General features: G+C 37.0%; 25 protein-coding genes and 1 riboswitch. Of the genes, 3 read left to right on the plus strand and 22 right to left on the minus strand.

The annotated features are described in order from the left end of the window. Positions 1–14 precede the first annotated feature (14 nt). From MKZ25_RS10590 to MKZ25_RS10655, 14 genes are all read right to left on the minus strand, one after another. A complete protein-coding gene (locus tag MKZ25_RS10590; RefSeq protein WP_340801459.1) occupies positions 15–812 on the minus strand; it encodes an MIP/aquaporin family protein in 798 nt (265 codons plus the stop codon). A 172-nt stretch (positions 813–984) separates the two neighbouring features. Beyond that, entirely contained in the window at positions 985–1,551 is a 567-nt protein-coding gene (locus MKZ25_RS10595; RefSeq protein WP_340801460.1) for a glycerol-3-phosphate responsive antiterminator, read from the minus strand. Between the two features lie 113 nt (positions 1,552–1,664). Next, complete coding sequence (locus MKZ25_RS10600; protein WP_340801461.1) at positions 1,665–3,308, minus strand: glycerol-3-phosphate dehydrogenase/oxidase; 1,644 nt, start codon at positions 3,306–3,308, stop codon at positions 1,665–1,667. A 218-nt stretch (positions 3,309–3,526) separates the two neighbouring features. Further along, the gene (locus MKZ25_RS10605) at positions 3,527–3,730 is read right to left on the minus strand and encodes a zinc ribbon domain-containing protein (RefSeq protein ID WP_008403962.1); all 204 of its coding nucleotides are present in this window, start codon (positions 3,728–3,730) and stop codon (positions 3,527–3,529) included. 116 nt (positions 3,731–3,846) lie between these two features. Then, on the minus strand, positions 3,847–4,266 hold the full coding sequence (locus tag MKZ25_RS10610) for a DUF4279 domain-containing protein (protein WP_340801462.1): 420 nt from the start codon (positions 4,264–4,266) through the stop codon (positions 3,847–3,849). Between the two features lie 45 nt (positions 4,267–4,311). Next, entirely contained in the window at positions 4,312–4,791 is a 480-nt protein-coding gene (locus MKZ25_RS10615) for an NUDIX domain-containing protein (protein ID WP_340801463.1), read from the minus strand. Between the two features lie 143 nt (positions 4,792–4,934). Further along, positions 4,935–5,792: a PhzF family phenazine biosynthesis protein gene (locus MKZ25_RS10620; RefSeq protein WP_340801464.1), complete on the minus strand. Its 858-nt coding sequence runs from the start codon at positions 5,790–5,792 to the stop codon at positions 4,935–4,937. Positions 5,793–5,911: 119 nt separating this feature from the next. Next, a complete protein-coding gene (locus tag MKZ25_RS10625; protein ID WP_340801465.1) occupies positions 5,912–7,207 on the minus strand; it encodes an NCS2 family permease in 1,296 nt (431 codons plus the stop codon). Positions 7,208–7,316: 109 nt separating this feature from the next. Next, positions 7,317–7,416: riboswitch (purine riboswitch) on the minus strand. Between the two features lie 256 nt (positions 7,417–7,672). Further along, on the minus strand, positions 7,673–8,698 hold the full coding sequence (locus tag MKZ25_RS10630; protein WP_340801466.1) for an LCP family protein: 1,026 nt from the start codon (positions 8,696–8,698) through the stop codon (positions 7,673–7,675). Then, positions 8,688–9,215, minus strand: a complete 528-nt coding sequence (locus MKZ25_RS10635; RefSeq protein WP_340801467.1) for a sigma-70 family RNA polymerase sigma factor — start codon at positions 9,213–9,215, stop codon at positions 8,688–8,690. Before MKZ25_RS10635 ends, MKZ25_RS10630 begins: the two co-directional genes overlap by 11 nt. A 194-nt stretch (positions 9,216–9,409) precedes the next feature. Beyond that, entirely contained in the window at positions 9,410–10,102 is a 693-nt protein-coding gene (locus MKZ25_RS10640) for a polysaccharide deacetylase family protein (RefSeq protein WP_340801469.1), read from the minus strand. Positions 10,103–10,151: 49 nt separating this feature from the next. Continuing rightward, complete coding sequence (locus MKZ25_RS10645) at positions 10,152–10,574, minus strand: DUF4181 domain-containing protein (RefSeq protein ID WP_340801470.1); 423 nt, start codon at positions 10,572–10,574, stop codon at positions 10,152–10,154. A 25-nt stretch (positions 10,575–10,599) separates the two neighbouring features. Then, entirely contained in the window at positions 10,600–11,148 is a 549-nt protein-coding gene (locus MKZ25_RS10650) for a GNAT family N-acetyltransferase (RefSeq protein ID WP_340801471.1), read from the minus strand. A gap of 56 nt (positions 11,149–11,204) precedes the next feature. Then, positions 11,205–11,744, minus strand: coding sequence for an AAA family ATPase (locus MKZ25_RS10655; protein ID WP_340801472.1), 540 nt, complete (start codon positions 11,742–11,744; stop codon positions 11,205–11,207). Positions 11,745–12,001: 257 nt separating this feature from the next. On the opposite strand from MKZ25_RS10655, the gene MKZ25_RS10660 reads away from it, so the two are divergent. After that, positions 12,002–12,274 carry a YesK family protein gene (locus MKZ25_RS10660; protein ID WP_340801473.1) on the plus strand — a complete coding sequence of 91 codons (273 nt, stop codon included), beginning with the start codon at positions 12,002–12,004 and terminating at the stop codon, positions 12,272–12,274. 101 nt (positions 12,275–12,375) lie between these two features. Here MKZ25_RS10660 and MKZ25_RS10665 read toward each other — a convergent pair whose 3' ends face one another. From MKZ25_RS10665 to MKZ25_RS10680, 4 genes are read right to left on the minus strand one after another with little or no spacing between them, the layout of a single operon-like run. Further along, complete coding sequence (locus tag MKZ25_RS10665) at positions 12,376–13,305, minus strand: hypothetical protein (RefSeq protein ID WP_340801474.1); 930 nt, start codon at positions 13,303–13,305, stop codon at positions 12,376–12,378. Then, positions 13,248–13,448 (minus strand): phosphate starvation-inducible protein PhoH, encoded by a 201-nt coding sequence (locus MKZ25_RS10670; protein ID WP_340801475.1) that lies wholly within the window; start codon positions 13,446–13,448, stop codon positions 13,248–13,250. Before MKZ25_RS10670 ends, MKZ25_RS10665 begins: the two co-directional genes overlap by 58 nt. A 20-nt stretch (positions 13,449–13,468) precedes the next feature. Continuing rightward, positions 13,469–13,927 (minus strand): hypothetical protein, encoded by a 459-nt coding sequence (locus tag MKZ25_RS10675; RefSeq protein WP_340801476.1) that lies wholly within the window; start codon positions 13,925–13,927, stop codon positions 13,469–13,471. 35 nt (positions 13,928–13,962) lie between these two features. Further along, positions 13,963–14,313 (minus strand): hypothetical protein, encoded by a 351-nt coding sequence (locus MKZ25_RS10680; protein ID WP_340801477.1) that lies wholly within the window; start codon positions 14,311–14,313, stop codon positions 13,963–13,965. Positions 14,314–14,561: 248 nt separating this feature from the next. On the opposite strand from MKZ25_RS10680, the gene MKZ25_RS10685 reads away from it, so the two are divergent. Together MKZ25_RS10685 and MKZ25_RS10690 are read left to right on the plus strand one after the other, a co-directional pair. Beyond that, positions 14,562–14,945: a nuclear transport factor 2 family protein gene (locus MKZ25_RS10685; protein ID WP_340801478.1), complete on the plus strand. Its 384-nt coding sequence runs from the start codon at positions 14,562–14,564 to the stop codon at positions 14,943–14,945. Next, positions 14,945–15,436, plus strand: a complete 492-nt coding sequence (locus MKZ25_RS10690) for a histone acetyltransferase (protein WP_340801479.1) — start codon at positions 14,945–14,947, stop codon at positions 15,434–15,436. The genes MKZ25_RS10685 and MKZ25_RS10690 overlap by 1 nt, the downstream gene beginning before the upstream one ends. A 49-nt stretch (positions 15,437–15,485) precedes the next feature. On the opposite strand, the gene MKZ25_RS10695 is transcribed toward MKZ25_RS10690, so the two are convergent. From MKZ25_RS10695 to MKZ25_RS10710, 4 genes are all read right to left on the minus strand, one after another. Beyond that, positions 15,486–17,279, minus strand: a complete 1,794-nt coding sequence (locus MKZ25_RS10695) for a S9 family peptidase (protein WP_340801480.1) — start codon at positions 17,277–17,279, stop codon at positions 15,486–15,488. A 245-nt stretch (positions 17,280–17,524) separates the two neighbouring features. Next, positions 17,525–18,130 (minus strand): ABC-2 transporter permease, encoded by a 606-nt coding sequence (locus MKZ25_RS10700; RefSeq protein WP_340801481.1) that lies wholly within the window; start codon positions 18,128–18,130, stop codon positions 17,525–17,527. Next, the gene (locus MKZ25_RS10705) at positions 18,123–18,989 is read right to left on the minus strand and encodes an ABC transporter ATP-binding protein (protein ID WP_340801482.1); all 867 of its coding nucleotides are present in this window, start codon (positions 18,987–18,989) and stop codon (positions 18,123–18,125) included. Before MKZ25_RS10705 ends, MKZ25_RS10700 begins: the two co-directional genes overlap by 8 nt. Before the next feature lie 5 nt (positions 18,990–18,994). Beyond that, the gene (locus tag MKZ25_RS10710; protein WP_340801483.1) at positions 18,995–19,366 is read right to left on the minus strand and encodes a GntR family transcriptional regulator; all 372 of its coding nucleotides are present in this window, start codon (positions 19,364–19,366) and stop codon (positions 18,995–18,997) included. Positions 19,367–19,497 lie beyond the last annotated feature (131 nt).

Here is a 19,497-nt window from a genome sequence, read left to right on the forward strand (position 1 = left end):
ATCCTCCTACTCTCCTACTCTTCTACTTTCGATACTGTCATTTGTGCAGCTACGAACACCGCCGCTACTACGACACTGAAAATCCAGAATAATGTAGCATCCGCTCCATTCCAGATGAAGCTAAAGAATACTGCTCCGTATACACCCCCAATAATTGGGGCAACTACAGGTACCCATGCATACCACCAAGCTGAATCTCCTTTACCTGGAATCGGTAAAAGCGCGTGTGCAATACGTGGACCTAAGTCACGGGCCGGGTTAATCGCATAACCTGTTGGCCCACCCAATGCCATACCAATGACAACAATTAAAATACCGACTAAAAATGGATTTAATCCTGCTGTTATTTCGTTTGTACCTAATGCTAAAATCCCTAATACTAATGCGAATGTGCCGACCATCTCAGCAATCATGTTAGAAGGAATATGTTTTACTGCCGGAGTTGTTGAGAATACGCCAAGTTTTGCACCTTTGTCTTTTGTGCCTTTCCAATGCGGTAAATAAACAAAGTACACTAACACAGCACCTAAAAATGCTCCAATTAGTTGTGCAGCGATAAACATTGGCACATCTGCCCATGCAAAGTTGCCAATTGTTGCAAATGCGATTGTCAATGCCGGGTTTAAGTGTGCCCCGCTAATGCCCCCTACTGCATAAGCTGCCATTGCTACGGCAAAGCCCCATGCAAATGTGATGACGACCCAACCGCCGCCTTGACCTTTTGACTTGTGCAATGAAACACCTGCTACAACGCCGCCACCGAATAATATTAGCAGCATCGTGCCGACTAACTCGGCTGTAAATGTTGACATTCCATAACCTCCTTAGCTCATGTATATTCCGTTAATAAAATACTTAGAAGAAAAAAAAGTCCGCAAGTAACAAATTGTTTTACGTTTTTACGCAAAACAATGTTACATGCGGACTCCTTTACTCAACCACGTATTTATTGACTTAGTAATCATAATAGTTTGAAATAAATCATTAGTCAACAATTTTTTGAAAACGTTTCCACAATTCTTTATTGGAGGTAGTAATCGCAATTGCCCCTGCATCAAATGCCTGCTTAATTTGGTCATCCGTCCGAATCAGGCCTCCAGTAATAACAGGAATACCCGTCTGAGTATATACTTCCTTAATCATATCCGGGATAACGCCGGGAAGTAACTCAATAAAATCCGGTGCCGTTTGTTCAAGAAGTGAATAGCTTTTTTCCAATGCAATTGTATCGATTAAAAAGATGCGCTGAATCGCTAAAATACCACGGGATTTCGCCTTTAGGATCATATTGGAGCGTGTAGAAATAATGCCTGCAGGGCGAATATCGTTACACAAAAAATCCGCGGCAAAATTATCCGTCTTCAGGCCGTGGATTAAATCCGCATGAATGATTAATTTTTTCCCATGACGTTCGGCTTCCTGTTTTAGCGAGCGCAGATGGCTCAAATGCACTTCAAGCAATACGATATATTCGAATTCACTTTTTACTACTTTGTCAAACTGTTTAATTGTTCGGGCAGCAGGAATAATTTTCTGATCATGAAACGGCATAACATCCTCCTCTAGTTAGAAATCTGTTTCTATTAATATGGCTCATCGGCTGCGTTCATTCAAATCTCCCACGCATTCGATGAGCCTAAATTATATTACAATATTATTTTACATTATTTTGCGGTTGTTGCACGCTTAATTTCAATGTTCAACAGTTCTGTAAACTCCGATAATTGGGCATCCGTCCAATTTAACTGCTGTGCCATATGTGCTATGACTGCATCTTTATGTGCCAGTACCGATGCAATATTAAAGAACATATTACCCGTACGGCGCACAAAGAAATCTACAGGTGTCGTGACAAGCTCATGCTCGATGCCATATTGGAGCTGTGCAAATAAAGCTTTTGGCATTGTGTCGTTTGCTTTCGCTACATAGCTAAATACTTTTTCAACATTCGAACCGTAATGCTGAGCCAAATACGCCGCTTCTTCTTTCGTTAAGCCCGCTTTCACACCCAGCTCTGTCTTTTTCGAAATAAACGTTTGGATATGTTTTGAACCGCCTACTTCACCGCCGGAAATCGGGATGTTTTTCGTAATACAAGGCTTGCTGTCTACACCAAATTCCGCTTTTAAGCTCGCGGAAATTTTATTTACGACTGCTTCCGCCATTTTACGATAGCCTGTTAATTTACCGCCCGCAATTGTAACCAAGCCTGAAGCCGATTCCCAAACTTCATCGTGACGGGAAATTTCAGATGGTCCTTTTCCTTCTTCATGGATTAATGGTCGTACACCCGCCCAGCTTGACTCAATATCCGTATCCGTCACGTTTACATTCGGGAACATGTAGTGGATGGCTTTCATAATGTAATCGCGGTCGGATTGTTCGATATCCATATTGCGCGGATCGCCTTCATAAAACGTATCCGTCGTACCAACATACGTTTTACCGTTACGCGGAATCGCGAATACCATGCGGCCATCCGGTGTATCAAAATAAACTGCCTGCTTTAACGGGAACTTCGATTCATCAAATACGATGTGCACACCTTTTGATAAAATTAAGTGTTTACCGCTTGTTTTGCCCTCAATGCTGCGTACATCATCAACCCATGGACCCGCTGCATTCACGACTTTTTTCGCATGGATCTGGATGGTTTCATTTGAAAGTAAATCTGTCGCTTCAATGCCGATCATTTTTTTCGCATCATTATATAAAAAGCCTGAAGCTTTCGTATAGTTTGCTAAAACGGCACCTTTTTCAATCGCAACTTTTGCCACTTCAATTGTTAAGCGAGCATCATCCGTACGGTATTCAACATAAACGCCACCGCCTAATAATTCGGCTTGCTTCACTAGCGGTTCCTTTTCCAACGTCTGCGCACTGTTTAGCATGTAGCGGCGTTCTGATTTTTTTACCCCCGCCAGAAAATCGTACACACGTAAACCAACAGATGTAGAGAATTTACCGAAAGTCCCGCCTTTATGAAACGGTAATAACATCCATACAGGCGTTGTAACGTGAGGACCATTTTCATACACGATCGCACGCTCTTTTCCTAACTCGGCTACTTCTTTAATTTCAAATTGTTTTAAATAGCGTAAACCGCCATGCACTAATTTTGTTGAGCGGCTTGACGTACCTGCCGCAAAATCCTGCATTTCAACTAATGCAACTGACAATCCGCGCGTAATGGCATCCAGTGCAATCCCAACACCTGTAATACCGCCTCCGATAACTAAAACGTCATATTCTTTGCTCTGTAAATCATTCATGATAACTGAACGTTGTAATGATGAAGCTGTTGACATAATAATTCCTCCTTAAATGTAGACAAAAAAAGAGAGACCTTAAAGCACCACACAAATATCGCTTTGTGCGTTCTTTAAGGTCTCTCTTTAACTCAAACCGGTCTATTAACTTGACCTTATCTTAACGCCACAGAAGAAAAAATGCAAGACATTTACATGATTCGTTCTGATTTGATCACTTACGGTCCGGTAAGTCTTAAAAACGATAGTAGTTCTTTTCAACCAAAAAACAGGTCAAAAATATTAGAGGCTGAAGATGATTTTTTATTATAGAACTCTGAATATCCACAGTTATTGCAGTAAACGACGATAAACTGATTGTGCTGAACATCAAACATTTTGGATAACCCTGTACCGGTCATCGCCACTTCCTTCTTGCTCGCATCCTTACTTCCACATTTTATACAGCCTTTTTCTGACATTTATATTCCCCTCTCCGATGAAACGATTTGTTATACTTTCATACGGAATCGGGAACAAAAAAGTTTCAGTAATTAGGAGTCAGCAACAATAAATAGAAAGCTATTAAAACACTTTTCTAATCGGCAGAATTATAAATATCGAATTCAAATTCCCCATTTACCTGATTGGCAAATTCAATTGCTTTATTATTCATAACAAGCCTTCGTGTAGGCTCACGATTAAAACAAACAACCGTAACTAATTTGCATTTCAAATTGTAGTGATCTACATATTTTTTAATAATCTCTGATGAGTTATATAGTGTATTTACAATGGTGTGAATTTGTTCCTCTGGATCGTTTGTCATTTTGTAATCGAGCCCGTACTCCCATGCCGTTTCAAATCTAATATGTTTTGTTTTACCTCGAATAAATTCCTCTCCTTTTCTGTATGCTTCTGTTGGAATGATTCCCATTTCTCTAGTGAATTCCTCCAAAGGGAAATCCTCGCCAAATAAAGTAAAGTAGGCCCTCGTTTCTGTATAATAATCTTCCATTTTGAACACCTCAATTTTATACTAGGACGTTTTTTGAACTGACTCTCACTTCAAATAGAGTTTCTCCAGCCTGTAATCTTCAATCAATTCAATATTTCTTCTAATACCCATATAGTTCTTTATTTGCAGTTGGATATTTGGAATCAGCAAGATTGAATCCAATTCTTCTACAGGAATCCATTTCATCGCTGTTTGATTAGGATCTGGATATTCGGGTAATTTCGGGACCGAGTGATTCTTTAAAGTACATTCAAAAATCAGGTGCAGTCCATGTTTCCCATTCACATCATAATCACCGGATTGCTTATGCGGGAGAAACTCATAAATTAATGCTAACGGTCCAACTTCAACATCTGCCGTAGTTTCTTCAAACACTTCTCTTGCGACACCCTCCATTATTGTTTCACCGGGTTCAAGTCCCCCACCCGGTAAATTATAATGGATTCCATTATCATCATACTCCACTAAAAGTACCGAATTATTTTCGATGATCAATCCTGTACATCGTATTCTTACATGTGACAATTTCCCACCTCTTTTATTTTCCATTTGCTATCCTTATAAATATTAACATAATTATCCAAATGTCATTTGATTTTCAATCCTCGATTCAATATAAAAAACGAGCATGATCCTTATAACAGGTTCAGGCTCGTAAATTAAAGCTCTTAATAAATCTTCCCTTTTGTCAGTATAGTAGCATTCCCTCCTACCAATACTACTGGGTTATTTTTATTTACCAATTTCGTAATAATGTAGGAAGGTCTTTCCATACTGTATCCTTGAAGAAACGTGTATTCTTTGTTAAATTCATTTATCACATTATGATAATAAAGATAATAAGTTAAAGCTCCATTTGAAGTTCCTGTTGCGGCTTCTTCGTCAATTCCATAGAGCGGGCAAAAGTTTCTACTTATTGCTACACCTTCAATTGTATCAAGCGTAAATGCATGGACACCTCCTATTTTATTTACCTTTGTATATTCAGCAAGAGCTTTAAAATCAGGTTTTAGCGCATTCAAAGCTTCATTTGTTTTTATAGGCAGCATAATATCCCAGAGCCCCGTACTTGCAGCTTGAGGAAGCAAGTTAAAATCTGCACTTCCTATTTGGCTTTTATCAATTTTAAAAAGGTCCGCCAAATACTCATAATCATCAAATATTTTCCCAAGTTTAGGCTTAGCTTGTTCCATCATTATAAATGATTGATTGACCTCAACAGTTAGTGTTCCGGCAAGTGTTTCCATTATATATGTATGGTTATGTTCAACAGCCTGGCTTTCCAACAATGCTTTAAAAGAAGCTATCGTAGCGTGTCCGCATAATTCTACTTGTGAAGTCGGTGTAAAAAACTTTATCTTAAATGTTTTATTGTCTATTTTTTTAACAAAAGCTGTCTCAGAAAAGCGAACTTCAGCAGCAAATTTCTGCATAAACTCTTCGTCTAAATTTTCATGGATTACTACCCCTGCTGGATTTCCGCCAAATTTTGTTTCTGTAAAAGCATCAATTACGTAATATAACAAGTTTGATTCACCCCTCAATAACTAATCTAAATTCAATTTCCTAAAATAATTATAAAGTAAAAAGACATAGATTAGCTGAACTAACCTATGTCTTTTATTTCGTTTATTTTGAAGCCCATTTATACGATAAACGCAAAGTATAAAAGGAATAACAGGCAAAGCACATACATGATCGGGTGGATTTCTTTGGCACGCTTTTGTGCGATGAGACAAATCGGATACAGTACAAAGCCTAACCCAATCCCGATAACGACACTGGAAGTTAGCGGCATCATAATAATTGTTAAAAATGCCGGAATAACGATTTCCAGCTTTGTCCAGTTGATTCGACGGATTTCCATAGCCATCAGTGCACCGACAATAATTAATGCCGCGGATGTTACTTCCACAGAAATAACACTTACAAGTGGTGAGAAGAATAAGGCAATAACAAAACATGCTGCAATCACGACTGACGTGAAGCCGGTTTTTCCTCCAACAGCAATACCAGCCGAAGATTCAACGCTTGTTGCAGGTGTTGATGTACCTAATACAGCTCCAATTACACCGGCAGCTGAATCGGCAAGCAGCCCTTTTCCGATATTCGGGATTTTATTGTTTTTCATCATGCCAGCTTGGCTTGTCAGTCCAATTAATGCACCGGCTGTGTCAAAGAAAGCGACAATCAGGAATGTGAAGATGACTGTCAGGATTTCCGCTGTAAAAATTTCATCTAAATGACCGAACACAACACCAAATGTCGGTTCAAGGCTTGGAATACTGCCAACGAATGAAGATGGTACTTCGATTTTACCAAACAGCATTCCTATAATTGTCGTAATGACCATAGCGTAGAAAATACCGCCGTTAATGCCTTTTACTAACATAATGATTGTAAGGAAAATACCTAGAATAGCCAATAACGTCATCGGTGAAGTTAAATCACCGATCGCCACAAATGTATCCGGATTACCAACAATAATGCCACCGTTTTTTAATCCGACAAATGTGATGAAAAATCCAATACCTGAAGCGATGGCGAATTTTAAATCACTTGGGATAATGTTAATAATTTTTTCACGGATTTTAAATAAACTTAAAATCAGGAAGATGATGCCGGCTACAAAAACACCGGTTAACGTAACTTGCCAATCAATGCCCATTCCAATACAAACTGTAAAAGTAAAGAATGAGTTCAATCCCATACTCGGTGCAATCGCGATCGGGAAGTTTGCAAGTATCCCCATCAGCAATGTACCGATAATCGCCGTAAGCGCCGTCGCTGTGAATACAGCCCCGTGATCCATACCAGATTGACTTAGGATAATCGGATTGACGATCAAAATATAGGCAATCGATAAGAAGGTCGTAATCCCGGCAAGTGTTTCCGTTTTATACGAAGTACCCCGTTCTGCAAATTTGAAAAAGTTTTTCATATTGTAATCTCCTAGTTGCTAGAATGTTAGCAATTAATTATTATTCTAGAATAAAAAAAGCTTTGACCACGGATGGCCAAAGCTTCTCTACAAAATGGAATAAAAATAGAATTTAATTCCCATTCCTTGTAGTCAGCTATTATCGGTAGCTGGTAGAAACTTTCAAGCCATCTTCTTGAATTTATACAAGGCATATTAGATTTTCTAAAAACAATAGTAGAATAATATCAAGTTACATTTAACTAGTCAATAGAATAAACAACAATATTTATTTGTTTGATTAATATATAAATATTCAAAAAAGAGCAAAAAATCAGTACTCATAGTAAACTTGTCAGCAGAAAGATCATTTTAATCGTAATAGCATGAATATGCATGAATTTAAATAAGAGAAGAATTCAGGACGATGACATCATTCAATTTCAAAAGACTCGATTCCAATTGGGAAAATCGAGCCTCTAATGATTATTTAAAGGTAGTTAACTCTTTTGAGACGGTATTTAGAAACTCCTCATCAAACCTGTAAATGTGTTTGCCTTCTGTATTACTAATTGTGATTGCATCATCGATCATTCCGCCGCTTAAAGATATTTGTTTGAAAGCTTTTATATCCTTATCTAACAACTGTATATCGCTTAATGATTTTGCAAATGATTCTTTTAACTTATTGGATGAAGTTTCATTTTCCGCTTTATCTATTACTGCTTCCATCAATTTTAAAAGGTTCCCTTCATCAAGGCTGTTCGGCTCTGTAGCAGCCATCATTAATGCTACGACCCCTTCTCCATTTAAATGATTGGCGCCTTTATTAAATTCCATTGTCCTTTGAGTTATCCCTCTTACTGTCATATCATCCTGCAAACGGTACTCTACCCCACCAATAGAATCAATGAACGAAGAAAAACTCCTCAGTTCAATCACTGCATGATGATCAATCGGTAGATCAAAAAGACTGGAGACAATGGTCCTCACATTTTTAGCGCCCCCATGCTGATACGCAAATAACAATTTGTCGTTTAAAGTAGTCCCTTCATCTTGTTCTGCGACAGGTACATATGTATCATAAGGAATCGATACTACTTTCACCATTTTTTTGTCTGTACTGTATGAAAGTAAAAGGTTGAGGTATATTCGATCATCCATTTTTTCAGACTTAACCGTTATTAAAGTTGTTAACACTTTTGCCTCTTCTGTTCCTGTAGTGCCTGCAACAGCTGGATTCGTTTCTTTATTTACACTAATGCTGCTTATTTCTTTATTTATAGTTCCAGGAAGCATTGACGGAAGGAATAAAAATAAACAGAGACCAACAATTAATAAAGCCGTTGTAACTGGGATCATTTTGCTTGATACAATCAAAGATTTTTTTGGGATTTTACTTTTCTGTATGCTATGGATTTTTTCGAATACTTCATTACGGTCCTCTTTCGTAAAATTCAATTCCTGATCTGAAATATCATTAAATTTTCCTCTGAATCGATTATCTTCCATTAAGTTCCGCCTCCTTTATCATCGGCTCCAACCGTTGTTTCGCTCTTCTTAATCGAGTTTTCACAGTATTCGCAGAGATATCCAAAACACCGGCAATTTCTTCTGTGTTTAATGAATTATAGTAGTATAGATAAACAACTTCCCGGTAGATTTTCGGAAGAGATAGTATGATATCTTTTAATTCTTCATCTTGATATTTATCAATTACGGTTTTTTCGATTGACGGTCGTACAGCGTTGGTTGTTACATTTATAAAACTTTTAACCTGTACCATTTTATAGTGCCAACTTTTCAAATAATCTTTGCATTCATTGATCGTGATACGATAAAGCCATGTTTTAATTTGCGCTTCAAATCGATAGGAATCCAGGTTGTTATAGCATTTAATAAACGTATTTTGAACAAGGTCCTTCGCAATTTCTTTATCCCTCACATAGGAAAATGCAAGCCGTACCAGTTCATTTCCGTAGTCAATCATGATTTTTTCCAGTAAATACTCCTTCTCTTCATTGTCCAATGTACTGCCCCCCCTTACATTTAAAATTCAATTCTGCTATTAGACGATTGCCAAATCAATACAGGTTCAAATTCCCAAAAATATTTTATTATGTAAGTTCTCATACAAGTATAATTGAAATCAAAAAACCTGTATCTTAGATTTTCGAGAAATCGCAGATACAGGCTTTATAAAATTTTTTGAGGCGAAAGTGCTCACAATGACTGAAGTTCATCCACTGTTACAAATCGATAACCTTCATTCGTAAGTTCTTTTAAAATCGTTTCAACCACTTGCGATGTCCCGCCGGTTTGATCATACATGGGATGCAGCAAAATAATCGATCCCGGCTGAATATTTTCCAATACATAATTGATTTTTTCATCCACACTCGTATAATACGTTTCCGGATCCAACGACCACATAATCGTTTCCTTATTATGTTTGTTTAAATAATACGGCAGGCCAACGAATTTCTTCCCGTAAGGCGGGCGAAAGTCAATTTCCCCTTCATACCCTATATTTCTGATCAACTCATCCGTTTTTTCTATTTCCTCTCTAATAAAAGAAGGCGATTTTAAAACCATTCGTTTATGGGAATATGTGTGATTTCCAATTTGATGCCCTGCTTCAATTATTTTTTTTGCTTCTTCAGGATGCTTTTCAATTTCATTTCCGATCAGGAAAAATGTAGCTTTCGCGTTGTATTTATCCAGCAAAGGCAAAAGCTGATCGACATTCTTTGTCGGACCGTCATCAAAGGTTAAAGCGATAACCTTCTCCTCTGTTTCCGCCTGGTAGGTCAACCCTCCAAATAATTGAAATGTTCTCAGTTTCGTAACTTGGAACAGCCCTGCAAGTATAAGAACGATTAAAATAACCGCCATTATTAACTTCTTCTTTTTCATCAGTGTTTCCTTTCTCAATATGCTTTAAGCGAAAAGGTATACGCATTTACTACCATGCCAGCAAGCCAAAAAAATCTGTCGAAAACATTGCGATTAAGAACGTCGAGATAACTACTAATTGAACAGCGGTGAAAATATAATCATTCTTGTTTGCAGCATATCTCTTTTCCATAATGATTCGAACTAGTTCAGTTACAATAATTAAGCCCAACATAAGAACATGAGGTTGCAGCAACCAAATGTGCTTTGAAGGATCTTCGCTGACGTTAAAGAAAAAACCAACTAGCATAACGACTATAAAAGTAATTCTAACAGTCCAATCCATTTTTTTATGTTTCTCATTTACAAAATGATTCGAGAAGAGTTCTTTCTTTTCCACGTTTAGCCATTTTCTTAAAAACTTATTCACAAAAAATAGTACAAGGCCAAAAATTGCTAAGATTAAAATTAAATTTGTCAAAAAATGTTCCATGATCATTCACCACCTGATTTTCACTTCACAACTGTGCATTGTTTTTGAATTCATCTTTTAACAACCCATAGTATGCCAGGTCATAAAATATACCAAAGCGTGATACATGTTGCTTTAATGTGCCTTCATATTTCAAACCGATTTTCTCCATTACCTTCCATGAACCAGGGTTCGATGTAAAAGAAGCAGCAAATATTTTATTTAATTTAAGTTGGCTAAAACCATATTTCAACACTGCTTTAGCAGCCTCTGTACCATAGCCATTTCCCCAATACTCTTTACCAATCCAATATGCTAATTCTCCTCTTACATACGGAATGGATAAATTTAAATTTATCAGGCCAATTAACAGTTGCGATTCTTTATGAACAACCGCAAACATTACAATTTTATTATTTTGTTCTGCAGATTGGATGCTTTCTATAAACTGACAGGCAGAGCCTTTCGGGTATGGATGTGGTATGTTTAGTGTAGACTTTGCTACATCATATTCTCCGGCCAATTCTTCAATTCTGTCTGAATCATCTACTGTTAATGGTCTTAATAGTAATCTTTCGGTTTCTAATATGCTCATCATCATTCCTACTTTCTCTTTATATAAATTGTTTAGTCCTGCTTGTATTTTCTTTTCTAATTTAATTTATATTTTGGATTGCTTACTATTTCATGGACCACGTATGACATATCGTCTGAGGAAGTATTCGTTGTATCAAATATGTATTTTTCATTTAATCCTGATTCTAGGAACTCATCTACTAAAATCGTACATCGTTCACCCATTCTAGCGCTTGGCATTCTCATATTGTCCCTGGCCAACAAAGTCTCCTTATCAGTCCATAAGACGACATAAATCACTTCCACATTTAGACTTTTAAGATTTTTGCTAATCCACTCTGCTTTTTTAGGAAAAGTTACATAATCAACGATGACGTCATTGCCATACTTAATAAAGTTCTTTATGAGACTTAATATGTTATCCCAAATCAAAGCTGCTTCGTCTGCGCTTTCCCACGGCTTTTTTCTTCCGTTCATGTGCATATGGCTAACATCATCACCAGAAATATAGGCACTGTTCATAAATTTTTTTGCCAGTTCTTTTGAAGTTGTTGACTTCCCTACACCAGCCGGACCTGAAATAATGTACACTTTATTTGCCGTTTTTTTATTCATTCGGTCAACTCCTTAAATTTGAAGTTATCTACAAGTTTGTTCCCCTAAAATTCCATTTAAGTTATAATTTGCTTACTATTCTACTAGAACGAGGTGCAAAATGTTATCTTTATTTAAATATAATTGGCAAGTACAGGAAGATTGGTTCACTTGGTGTGAATCAATACCGGAAGAAGGATGTTAAAATTTTTACAGAATGGATTTCAGGGTATATAACAGTCATATCGGTTCACGAAAATATAACAGGGGGTAATGAAGTGGATGCTTTGATGTTGGAAGGATGGACGCCTTTATTATTGTTAGGAATTTTATTTGCATTTATGATGTTTTTTATTGGCCGGAAAGTTTCAAAAAAAATAGTACTTTTAACTTCTGCTATAATGAGCCTGCTTTGCTTCGGGTTAATACTTTTCAGCATGTTTGTAGTTGGTGGTTGGGAAGGTATGGGTCTGGGCTTCTTTGCGATTACTGTTTTCATAGGCGTTTGGATAGGTACTGTTTTTGGGATGATTTTTCAAAACACGAAGTAAGGGCTTTAGTTGAATAAGCAGATTGAACGCTCAAAGATATTTAAAAACTGAGCGTTTTTTATATTCTTTGCTGACATATTACCGCTGACTTATATATGAAATTACATTACCAAATCTATAATATCTTTTACCCACTCGGGATTCTCATCAACTCCGTATTGCTCACATAATTTCTTATGAATTTGAATAAATTCCGGAATGATATTTTTCATTACATTTAAAATTTCTTCTTGCTCTCTACTGCATTGCCACTGAATTAACAGTGATAATTGCCGATCACTTAGTTTGCTTCTATCCCCTTCTAATTTTGCCCAATCTCCAAAAGTATTAGGTTGTAAGCTTGCTTCCATATACCAACCCGTTATCATGGATAATCTTAAATTATCTATATTGTGAAGTGCATAATAGATTTCATTTCTCATCACTCTTCTGTACGCTTCATGCAGATAAGCAAATAATTTAGTTCTCCAATGCTCTATTTCTTGAATAGAAGGTATATACGTCAAATCTGCTGATTTTGTTAATACATCATGGATCAAGCCTGTTGGATCATGAATAATTTTTAATTTCTTAGTCCATATAGATGGCTTCATATCCAACTTTTTATAATAAAAGCTGTCCACTTTTATAAATGACCTGTAATGTGCCGTACTGTAATTTGCCCAATAAAAGTCTTCAAAGAAAAGAACATTTCCCCAGTTACTGGCCCGTTGCTTTTTGTTCAACCTATACTCCTCATATACTTCATCCTTTACAACAATACGAAGATCGATATCAGAATATAAATCCGTTTCCTCATTTCCGATGGACCCTCCGTAAAAAACAGCCAAAACATTCTTATCATTGATTAAATCAAGTTCAATCGCTTCCATTAATTCCTGTCGATGCTTTGGAAGACCAACATCTCGTTCTTTATTTTTAGTTTCTAATCCCACACATTGTAAAACAGCTCCTTCGTTATATGTTAAAGTTTTTACAGCAATCGAGGCATTAGCCACCATACTACAATAAAAATGCTCAAGACTCCCCACACTGTTGTTCCCCAGATCCACCTGATGATTTTCGGTGTAGCTGTTTGATCATGAATTTTATCTTTCAAGCTTCTCATTTTGATAGCACATACAACCATTCCGGTGACGATGAGTACAATAGCCAGGATTGATAATGCATCCATAATTTAACCTCCATTCTTATTCAAACCTTCTGAATATCTACTTTTTTGAAACTCATAATTCGAATAAAAGCCATACCATACACTGATGACATTAACAGAGAGAATGCTTCATAATTTAAATTAAATAAATAGTTGATCCCAAATAGCGGAGTCGTATATATCAAATAAAACGGGTACTGTATGGACCCTATGATATCTAATATGGCGTAATCCATCATTACGCTTTCAGAAATTTTAATGCTATAGACAATTAAGCCCGATATAGAACCAAATAGGAATATTGCTTTTAATCCGCTCTTAAACTTACTACAAAAAGAGGCCTCTTTAATAAACATTAGCAAAGCAGTTAGAAACAATCCAGTAGCAATCAAGTTAAAAGCATTCATCACTGAATCTGGATGCTTCAATGATGGAATTAAATTTGTTGAAAATGCAATTACATAAGTCCCTACAAAAAAAACGAATAATTTTATCCGCATTTTAGTTCTCCTTTCGAAAAAAATCGAACAAATTCCTATCCTATGAAAAACTTACGTGTAAAAAGTCTAACAAATAACTGTCCTATTACAAATATAACTGAACAAAATATTACTGCCATATCTCTGCCAAAAGGTATAAACCAACTGCCATCGTCTGTTATAAAATATGAAGCCAAAAAAACAGACAGTAATGTTGATACGACATTTACTAAGAAAACATACCGTAATTTTACACTACCAGCTAAAATACCGGTAACTAGAACGAACAGAATAGATCCCAGAAGAAGGAATTTCGCTTCTTCATGTTTGATATGTTGTCTATATTCATAAAAATGAAATAAAAATGCGACAGGCACTAAAGAAAGAACTAACCAAAAAACTTTCATAAAAACCTCCAGTAAGAAACATTACTCTTTTCGTGTAATTTTACACTATAAGTTTTATAAGTCAATATTGGTTTTTAAAATAAACCCCTCCCCATTTCCTTTTTATTCAAGATTTTACTATAGAGATCTATCTATAAATTACTTGTTCACCAACAGATGTTGAAAGGTTTCTTATAAATAAGAGGATTTACAATAAATAATATAGAAATAAATTCAGATAGACGGAAAAAAGTTAGGTGGTAATTATGATGATAGAGAATTTAAAAGAGCATTTACAGCAACTAGAGGAAAGTCATACCGGTTTGGAAGTTAGAAGGAGTAAAGAAAAACTCGACGCCATTTTAGCAGATGAATTTTTTGAGATCGGCAGCTCCGGTTATATTTATGATAAAAAAGAGTGTCTTGAAACGGGTGTTGTTTTGACAGAAATGAAACTGCATAACTACGAAATCTATCCGCTCGCTCCTGACATTGTCTTAGCTACTTATTTTTTAGTGGATACAACTAGAGAACGGAATACACTGCGCAGTTCGATTTGGAAATTGATTGACGGACATTGGCAGCTCTATTTCCATCAAGGAACGATAACGCCACTTCAATTGACTAGTTTTACTGGCAAGTTGTCTAAGTGATGAGAAAATGGCTTTCGGTAATCTCAATCGGTGCCATTGTTTTAGGCTGGATTATTTTTGATATGCGGCAAGAGTCGAGCAGGGATGCCATTATAGGAAAAGCTTTGAATAGTCATATTGATACGATTACAGTAAGAGATACTAAAACAAATGAAGAAGTTTTAGTGATGACGAATTCGAACCCCGCTTTTACTTCTATGGTTGAAATTTACAGGTTCCCATACATACAGTTGGAACGGCCGGACAATAAAATCCTTAAAGAAGAGCCAGTGCTTGAAATCGAATACTTACAGGAAAACGAAGTCATGTATGTGGTGAGGGTTCATCAGTTTGATCGTAAGCCAGTACTGGAACAGCAATTAGCAGCCAGTTACATATATTCTCCAGAAAATGATGATAACGTGTATCTTTTTGAAGTGCAGGGCAATGATCAGCTGGTCGAAGTAAATGACGGGTTAAAAACGCTAATCGATATCATCACTTCCAAGTAAAAACAGCGACAATCATTCTTGTAAAATGATTGTCGCTTATTATTATATTTTACACTTTAGACTCTACAAACTGGCTGAAAAAGGAAAGGATTTTTTGGTAAACCGCAATTTCATTTTCTTTTTTGGAGAATCCGTGACCCTCATCTTCAAGAAGCATATATTCCACTTCACGGCCTTTCTCTTTCAGCGCCTGCACAATTTGATCCGACTCCTCTTTCACAACGCGCGGATCATTTGCCCCTTGGATAACGAGCATTGGTTTTGTCATTGTTTCTAAATACGTAATCGGTGAGTATTCGATAAACTTATCTTTGTCTCGTTCCGGATTTCCTACCCACTGATCCATCATCGGCTTCCAGTCTTCCGGTACCGAATTGACAAATGAAAACAAATCAGACGGTCCAAAGATATCGACTACCGCTTTGAAATAATCCGCATGGCGTCCGTGGAGCAGTAAGGCCATATAGCCACCATAGCTGCCACCCATCAGTAAAATATTGCCTTTTTCTGCATAACCTTTATCAATAAGCCAATCGAGACCCGCGACATTATCAAGTCGCGGACCGTATCCCCAATCACCGTTTACCATTTTTGTGAAAGCCAATCCGTAACCTGTAGATCCACGGAAATTTGGCGCAAATATACTGTAGCCATTATTTAAAAAGAACTGGAACGAAGCTCTAAAGAATTTTCGCTCTGCAGCTTGCGGACCACCATGTGGCCAAAAGATGATCTCCCCATTATCATTTTCCTTTTTCGCTTTGAAAAATAGCGATTCGATTTCCAGCCCATCAAAAGAAGTGTACGTAATGACTTCAGGCTCCACTAATTCGCTTTGATCGACACCCGGAACGGTATATTGTGTAAGAGAAGTCCACTCATTCTCTGTAAAACGGTAAATATTATCCGGTTGAGTTGCAGTACCGCCCAACATATATAAATTTCCTGAATTCGTGACAACAAGCTTATCGATCGTGCTGCACGGCGTCTCTATTTTCTCCCACTCATCCGAGCCTAAATCATACATGTATACAGTATCTTCTACACCTTTTTCACTGACAATATATAAGCGCTGTTTATGCTGGTCATATTTCAGCGTAGTGAAGCCTTCATTCTCTATCTCTTTTACTTTCGTAAATTCATCTGTTGCTAAATTATATGAAGCCAAGTATGTAAAATCTGCGTTGTAGTCCGTTAAAAAATAGACAAGTTCATCTGTAGCGAAACAGGCATCACTCACCGTGTGCTCGGAATCGGTCGCTGGTGTCAGCAAAGTATGTTTGTCCGCCCGTTTTGCATACAACAGTGTATGTGTATTGGAATACGCCGTCATATAAAGGATAGTTTCTTCATTCGGGCTAATCCCAACTGTTAACGTTGGAGTCGTTTTTCCTTCTAAAACCAATTCTTCCGCCCCTGTTTCCAGGTCATATTTATACGTATTCAAAAAAGAAGGATTTCCTTTTGAAGAAGTGTAGTAAAGCTTTTTTCCGTCCTTTGAAAGAATCATTCCCGTATTGCGTGTTCCTTCTTCATGAATAATGGGCTGTAATGTACCGCCATGAAGAGGCAACCCGTAAAATTGTGTGTTTTCATCGCCGTCTTCATCAAAGCCTGCAAGGATGAATCGGCCTTGTTTATCATATTGAAGACCGTGACAGCTCTGGTTATTGAATGTCAGCTGTGTCGGGAAGGTACTTGGCAGATGCATTGCCCATAAGTTGTACTTTCCGCTTAAATTGGTACTGAAAACAAGTTGATTTTCATCGGGACTTACCGCAAAATCTCTTATTGAAAATGTCCTTAAAAACTGCTCGGCCCCCGGTTTAGGAAATGAAACCATATTGAATAACCCTCCTTAAGATAGAAAACTGAATTATTACTAAATTACCATAAATAAACTATTATTGAAATAAATTGGCTCACCACCACTAGTTGGAAGTAATAAGATCAAAACACTTTTCTAATGGGATCCGTTCTGCTCTGCTAATTACCAACTAAAAAAGCAAACCCGCATCATACGAAGTTTGCTCTTTGAATAGCTGAGTTCATTTAAATTTCATATTCCATATAGGATGTTACCTTTACTTAAAACGCCTTTCGCTGGTATATGCTGTTCGTAACCACCCAGGAAACGACATAGACTGTGATGACGACAATGGTTGCCCCTGTATATAAAGCAGGGATGGATAAATTAATAATAAAATCCTTGATTACAGTCAATTGGTCAGCTAAAAATAACACAATAGCTGGTCCGCCTGCAGATAAAAGGAGAAAACTAATCAGTACAGCCGGAAAAATATAACCCGGTTTAAATAAATAAAATAATGGGAAGGTAAATGAAGCAAACAATAAAAATAAACTACAGCCAATCGCAATATGTGTCAGGGTAAAAGGTTTATTGAAAACAAATAATGTGAGACTTGTCACACCGATTGCTAAAACCATATAGATAACAGCACCAATATAGCGAGATGCGATAATTTCCGAACGTGTATAAGGTAATGAATTCAATAAGATGTTCGTCTCTACTTTTTCATCGTAGGCATATGTGTTAAAGGGAATCAGAATGCTGGCAACGAGAAAGATCATAGCGGGATTTGCTTCCATGAAAATAAAGAAAATGACAAAAGGAACAAAAAGTAATAGCTGTTTTTTCTGTAAGATGACATCACGTCTGATAAGATTAAACATGTTGTATTCCCCCTTTCATGTAATACATGATCTCTTCCAGAGAGGCCTGATCAATGGCAACGGTGTCTCCGAAAATTCTTTGTACTCCTTTGATATTATCCGTTAATGCTTCAAATCCTGTTAATGCACGGTGAACATGAATAAATGCCTGTTCAGTGTCCCGGTCCAGTAGCTCCAATCTTCCTTTTACGAGTGCATAGTTTTCAACTACATCAAGAATAGACTGATTGAATAGTAACTCCCCCCGCTGTATAAGCGCGATATAATCTGCAATACGGTCTAAATCGGACGTAATATGTGTGGAGAAGAAAATGGTACGATCTCCATCCACCATTAATTCCTGTAATAGATCCAATAGCTCCCGTCTAAAAATGGGGTCTAATCCTGCTGTTGGCTCGTCCATAATGATAAGCTCCGCATGATGGGATAATGCTATTGCCAATGATGCCTTCATTTGCATTCCTTTTGAAAAAGTCTTTATTGGTTTATTCAGCGGCAATTCAAATCTTTCCAAGTATTGATGAAACAGTGAATCATCCCAGCGTTTATATGCAGGGCCCACGATGCGTTTTATATCTTTTAAGTTCAGCCCTTCAAAAAACACATTGCCATCGTATACAAACCCAATGCGCTCTTTAATCGTCTTCTCGTGTTTCATGTAATCCAAACCGAAAAGTTTAATTTCCCCGGCATCCGGTCTTAATAGATTCATCATCATTTTGATCGTCGTCGATTTACCCGCGCCATTTGCCCCAATAAAGCCTGTTATAAAGCCTTTCTTCACTTCTAAATTCAATTTTTTTACTGAAAAATCTTTAAATTTTTTCGAGACATTTGTAAGTTCAACAACATTCTCCATTCAAATCACTCCTCATATAAAATTTTTAATAAGTCTTGCAATTCTTCAAGTGAGAGACCAATTTCCCTGCTATTCGTGATGACTGAACTCATTTGCTCCTCAATGACTTTCAATTTCTTTTCTCTGATGACTTCTAAATTTTGCTCTGCTACAAAGGACCCTTTTCCGACAATGGAATAAATAAAGCCCGCCTTTTCCAATTCCTCGTAAGCACGCTTCGTTGTGATGACACTAATTTGCAGTTCTTTGGCAAGGTTACGCATGGAAGGTATTGCTGCACCCTCCTGCAGTTCACCTGCCAAAATGGCGGATTTAATCTGATTTGTAATTTGTTCATAAATGGGTTCTTTTGAAATGTTTGAAATAATTATTTGCATGCCAATCCCTCATTTTTACTTATTAAAATCGTGTTGTTCATTACTTGTTTTAACAGTTATACTGTCCTATAAAATATCAGTGAACCATCCAAATAATCACAAACCTTTTTGTATAATGTATATATACTATA

Source organism: Solibacillus sp. FSL W7-1464, from assembly GCF_038004425.1.
GTDB lineage: Bacteria > Bacillota > Bacilli > Bacillales_A > Planococcaceae > Solibacillus.

Bases quoted from the DNA above. Each gene is read 5' to 3' on its own strand.
- MKZ25_RS10590 (WP_340801459.1), bottom strand. From the start codon at position 812: ATGTCAACATTTACAGCCGAGTTAGTCGGCACGATGCTGCTAATATTA.
- MKZ25_RS10595 (WP_340801460.1), bottom strand. From the start codon at position 1,551: ATGCCGTTTCATGATCAGAAAATTATTCCTGCTGCCCGAACAATTAAA.
- MKZ25_RS10600 (WP_340801461.1), bottom strand. From the start codon at position 3,308: ATGTCAACAGCTTCATCATTACAACGTTCAGTTATCATGAATGATTTA.
- MKZ25_RS10605 (WP_008403962.1), bottom strand. From the start codon at position 3,730: ATGTCAGAAAAAGGCTGTATAAAATGTGGAAGTAAGGATGCGAGCAAG.
- MKZ25_RS10610 (WP_340801462.1), bottom strand. From the start codon at position 4,266: ATGGAAGATTATTATACAGAAACGAGGGCCTACTTTACTTTATTTGGC.
- MKZ25_RS10625 (WP_340801465.1), bottom strand. From the start codon at position 7,207: ATGAAAAACTTTTTCAAATTTGCAGAACGGGGTACTTCGTATAAAACG.
- MKZ25_RS10630 (WP_340801466.1), bottom strand. From the start codon at position 8,698: ATGGAAGATAATCGATTCAGAGGAAAATTTAATGATATTTCAGATCAG.
- MKZ25_RS10640 (WP_340801469.1), bottom strand. From the start codon at position 10,102: ATGAAAAAGAAGAAGTTAATAATGGCGGTTATTTTAATCGTTCTTATA.
- MKZ25_RS10645 (WP_340801470.1), bottom strand. From the start codon at position 10,574: ATGGAACATTTTTTGACAAATTTAATTTTAATCTTAGCAATTTTTGGC.
- MKZ25_RS10650 (WP_340801471.1), bottom strand. From the start codon at position 11,148: ATGAGCATATTAGAAACCGAAAGATTACTATTAAGACCATTAACAGTA.
- MKZ25_RS10655 (WP_340801472.1), bottom strand. From the start codon at position 11,744: ATGAATAAAAAAACGGCAAATAAAGTGTACATTATTTCAGGTCCGGCT.
- MKZ25_RS10670 (WP_340801475.1), bottom strand. From the start codon at position 13,448: ATGGATGCATTATCAATCCTGGCTATTGTACTCATCGTCACCGGAATG.
- MKZ25_RS10675 (WP_340801476.1), bottom strand. From the start codon at position 13,927: ATGCGGATAAAATTATTCGTTTTTTTTGTAGGGACTTATGTAATTGCA.
- MKZ25_RS10680 (WP_340801477.1), bottom strand. From the start codon at position 14,313: ATGAAAGTTTTTTGGTTAGTTCTTTCTTTAGTGCCTGTCGCATTTTTA.
- MKZ25_RS10685 (WP_340801478.1), top strand. From the start codon at position 14,562: ATGATAGAGAATTTAAAAGAGCATTTACAGCAACTAGAGGAAAGTCAT.
- MKZ25_RS10690 (WP_340801479.1), top strand. From the start codon at position 14,945: ATGAGAAAATGGCTTTCGGTAATCTCAATCGGTGCCATTGTTTTAGGC.
- MKZ25_RS10695 (WP_340801480.1), bottom strand. From the start codon at position 17,279: ATGGTTTCATTTCCTAAACCGGGGGCCGAGCAGTTTTTAAGGACATTT.
- MKZ25_RS10700 (WP_340801481.1), bottom strand. From the start codon at position 18,130: ATGTTTAATCTTATCAGACGTGATGTCATCTTACAGAAAAAACAGCTA.
- MKZ25_RS10705 (WP_340801482.1), bottom strand. From the start codon at position 18,989: ATGGAGAATGTTGTTGAACTTACAAATGTCTCGAAAAAATTTAAAGAT.
- MKZ25_RS10710 (WP_340801483.1), bottom strand. From the start codon at position 19,366: ATGCAAATAATTATTTCAAACATTTCAAAAGAACCCATTTATGAACAA.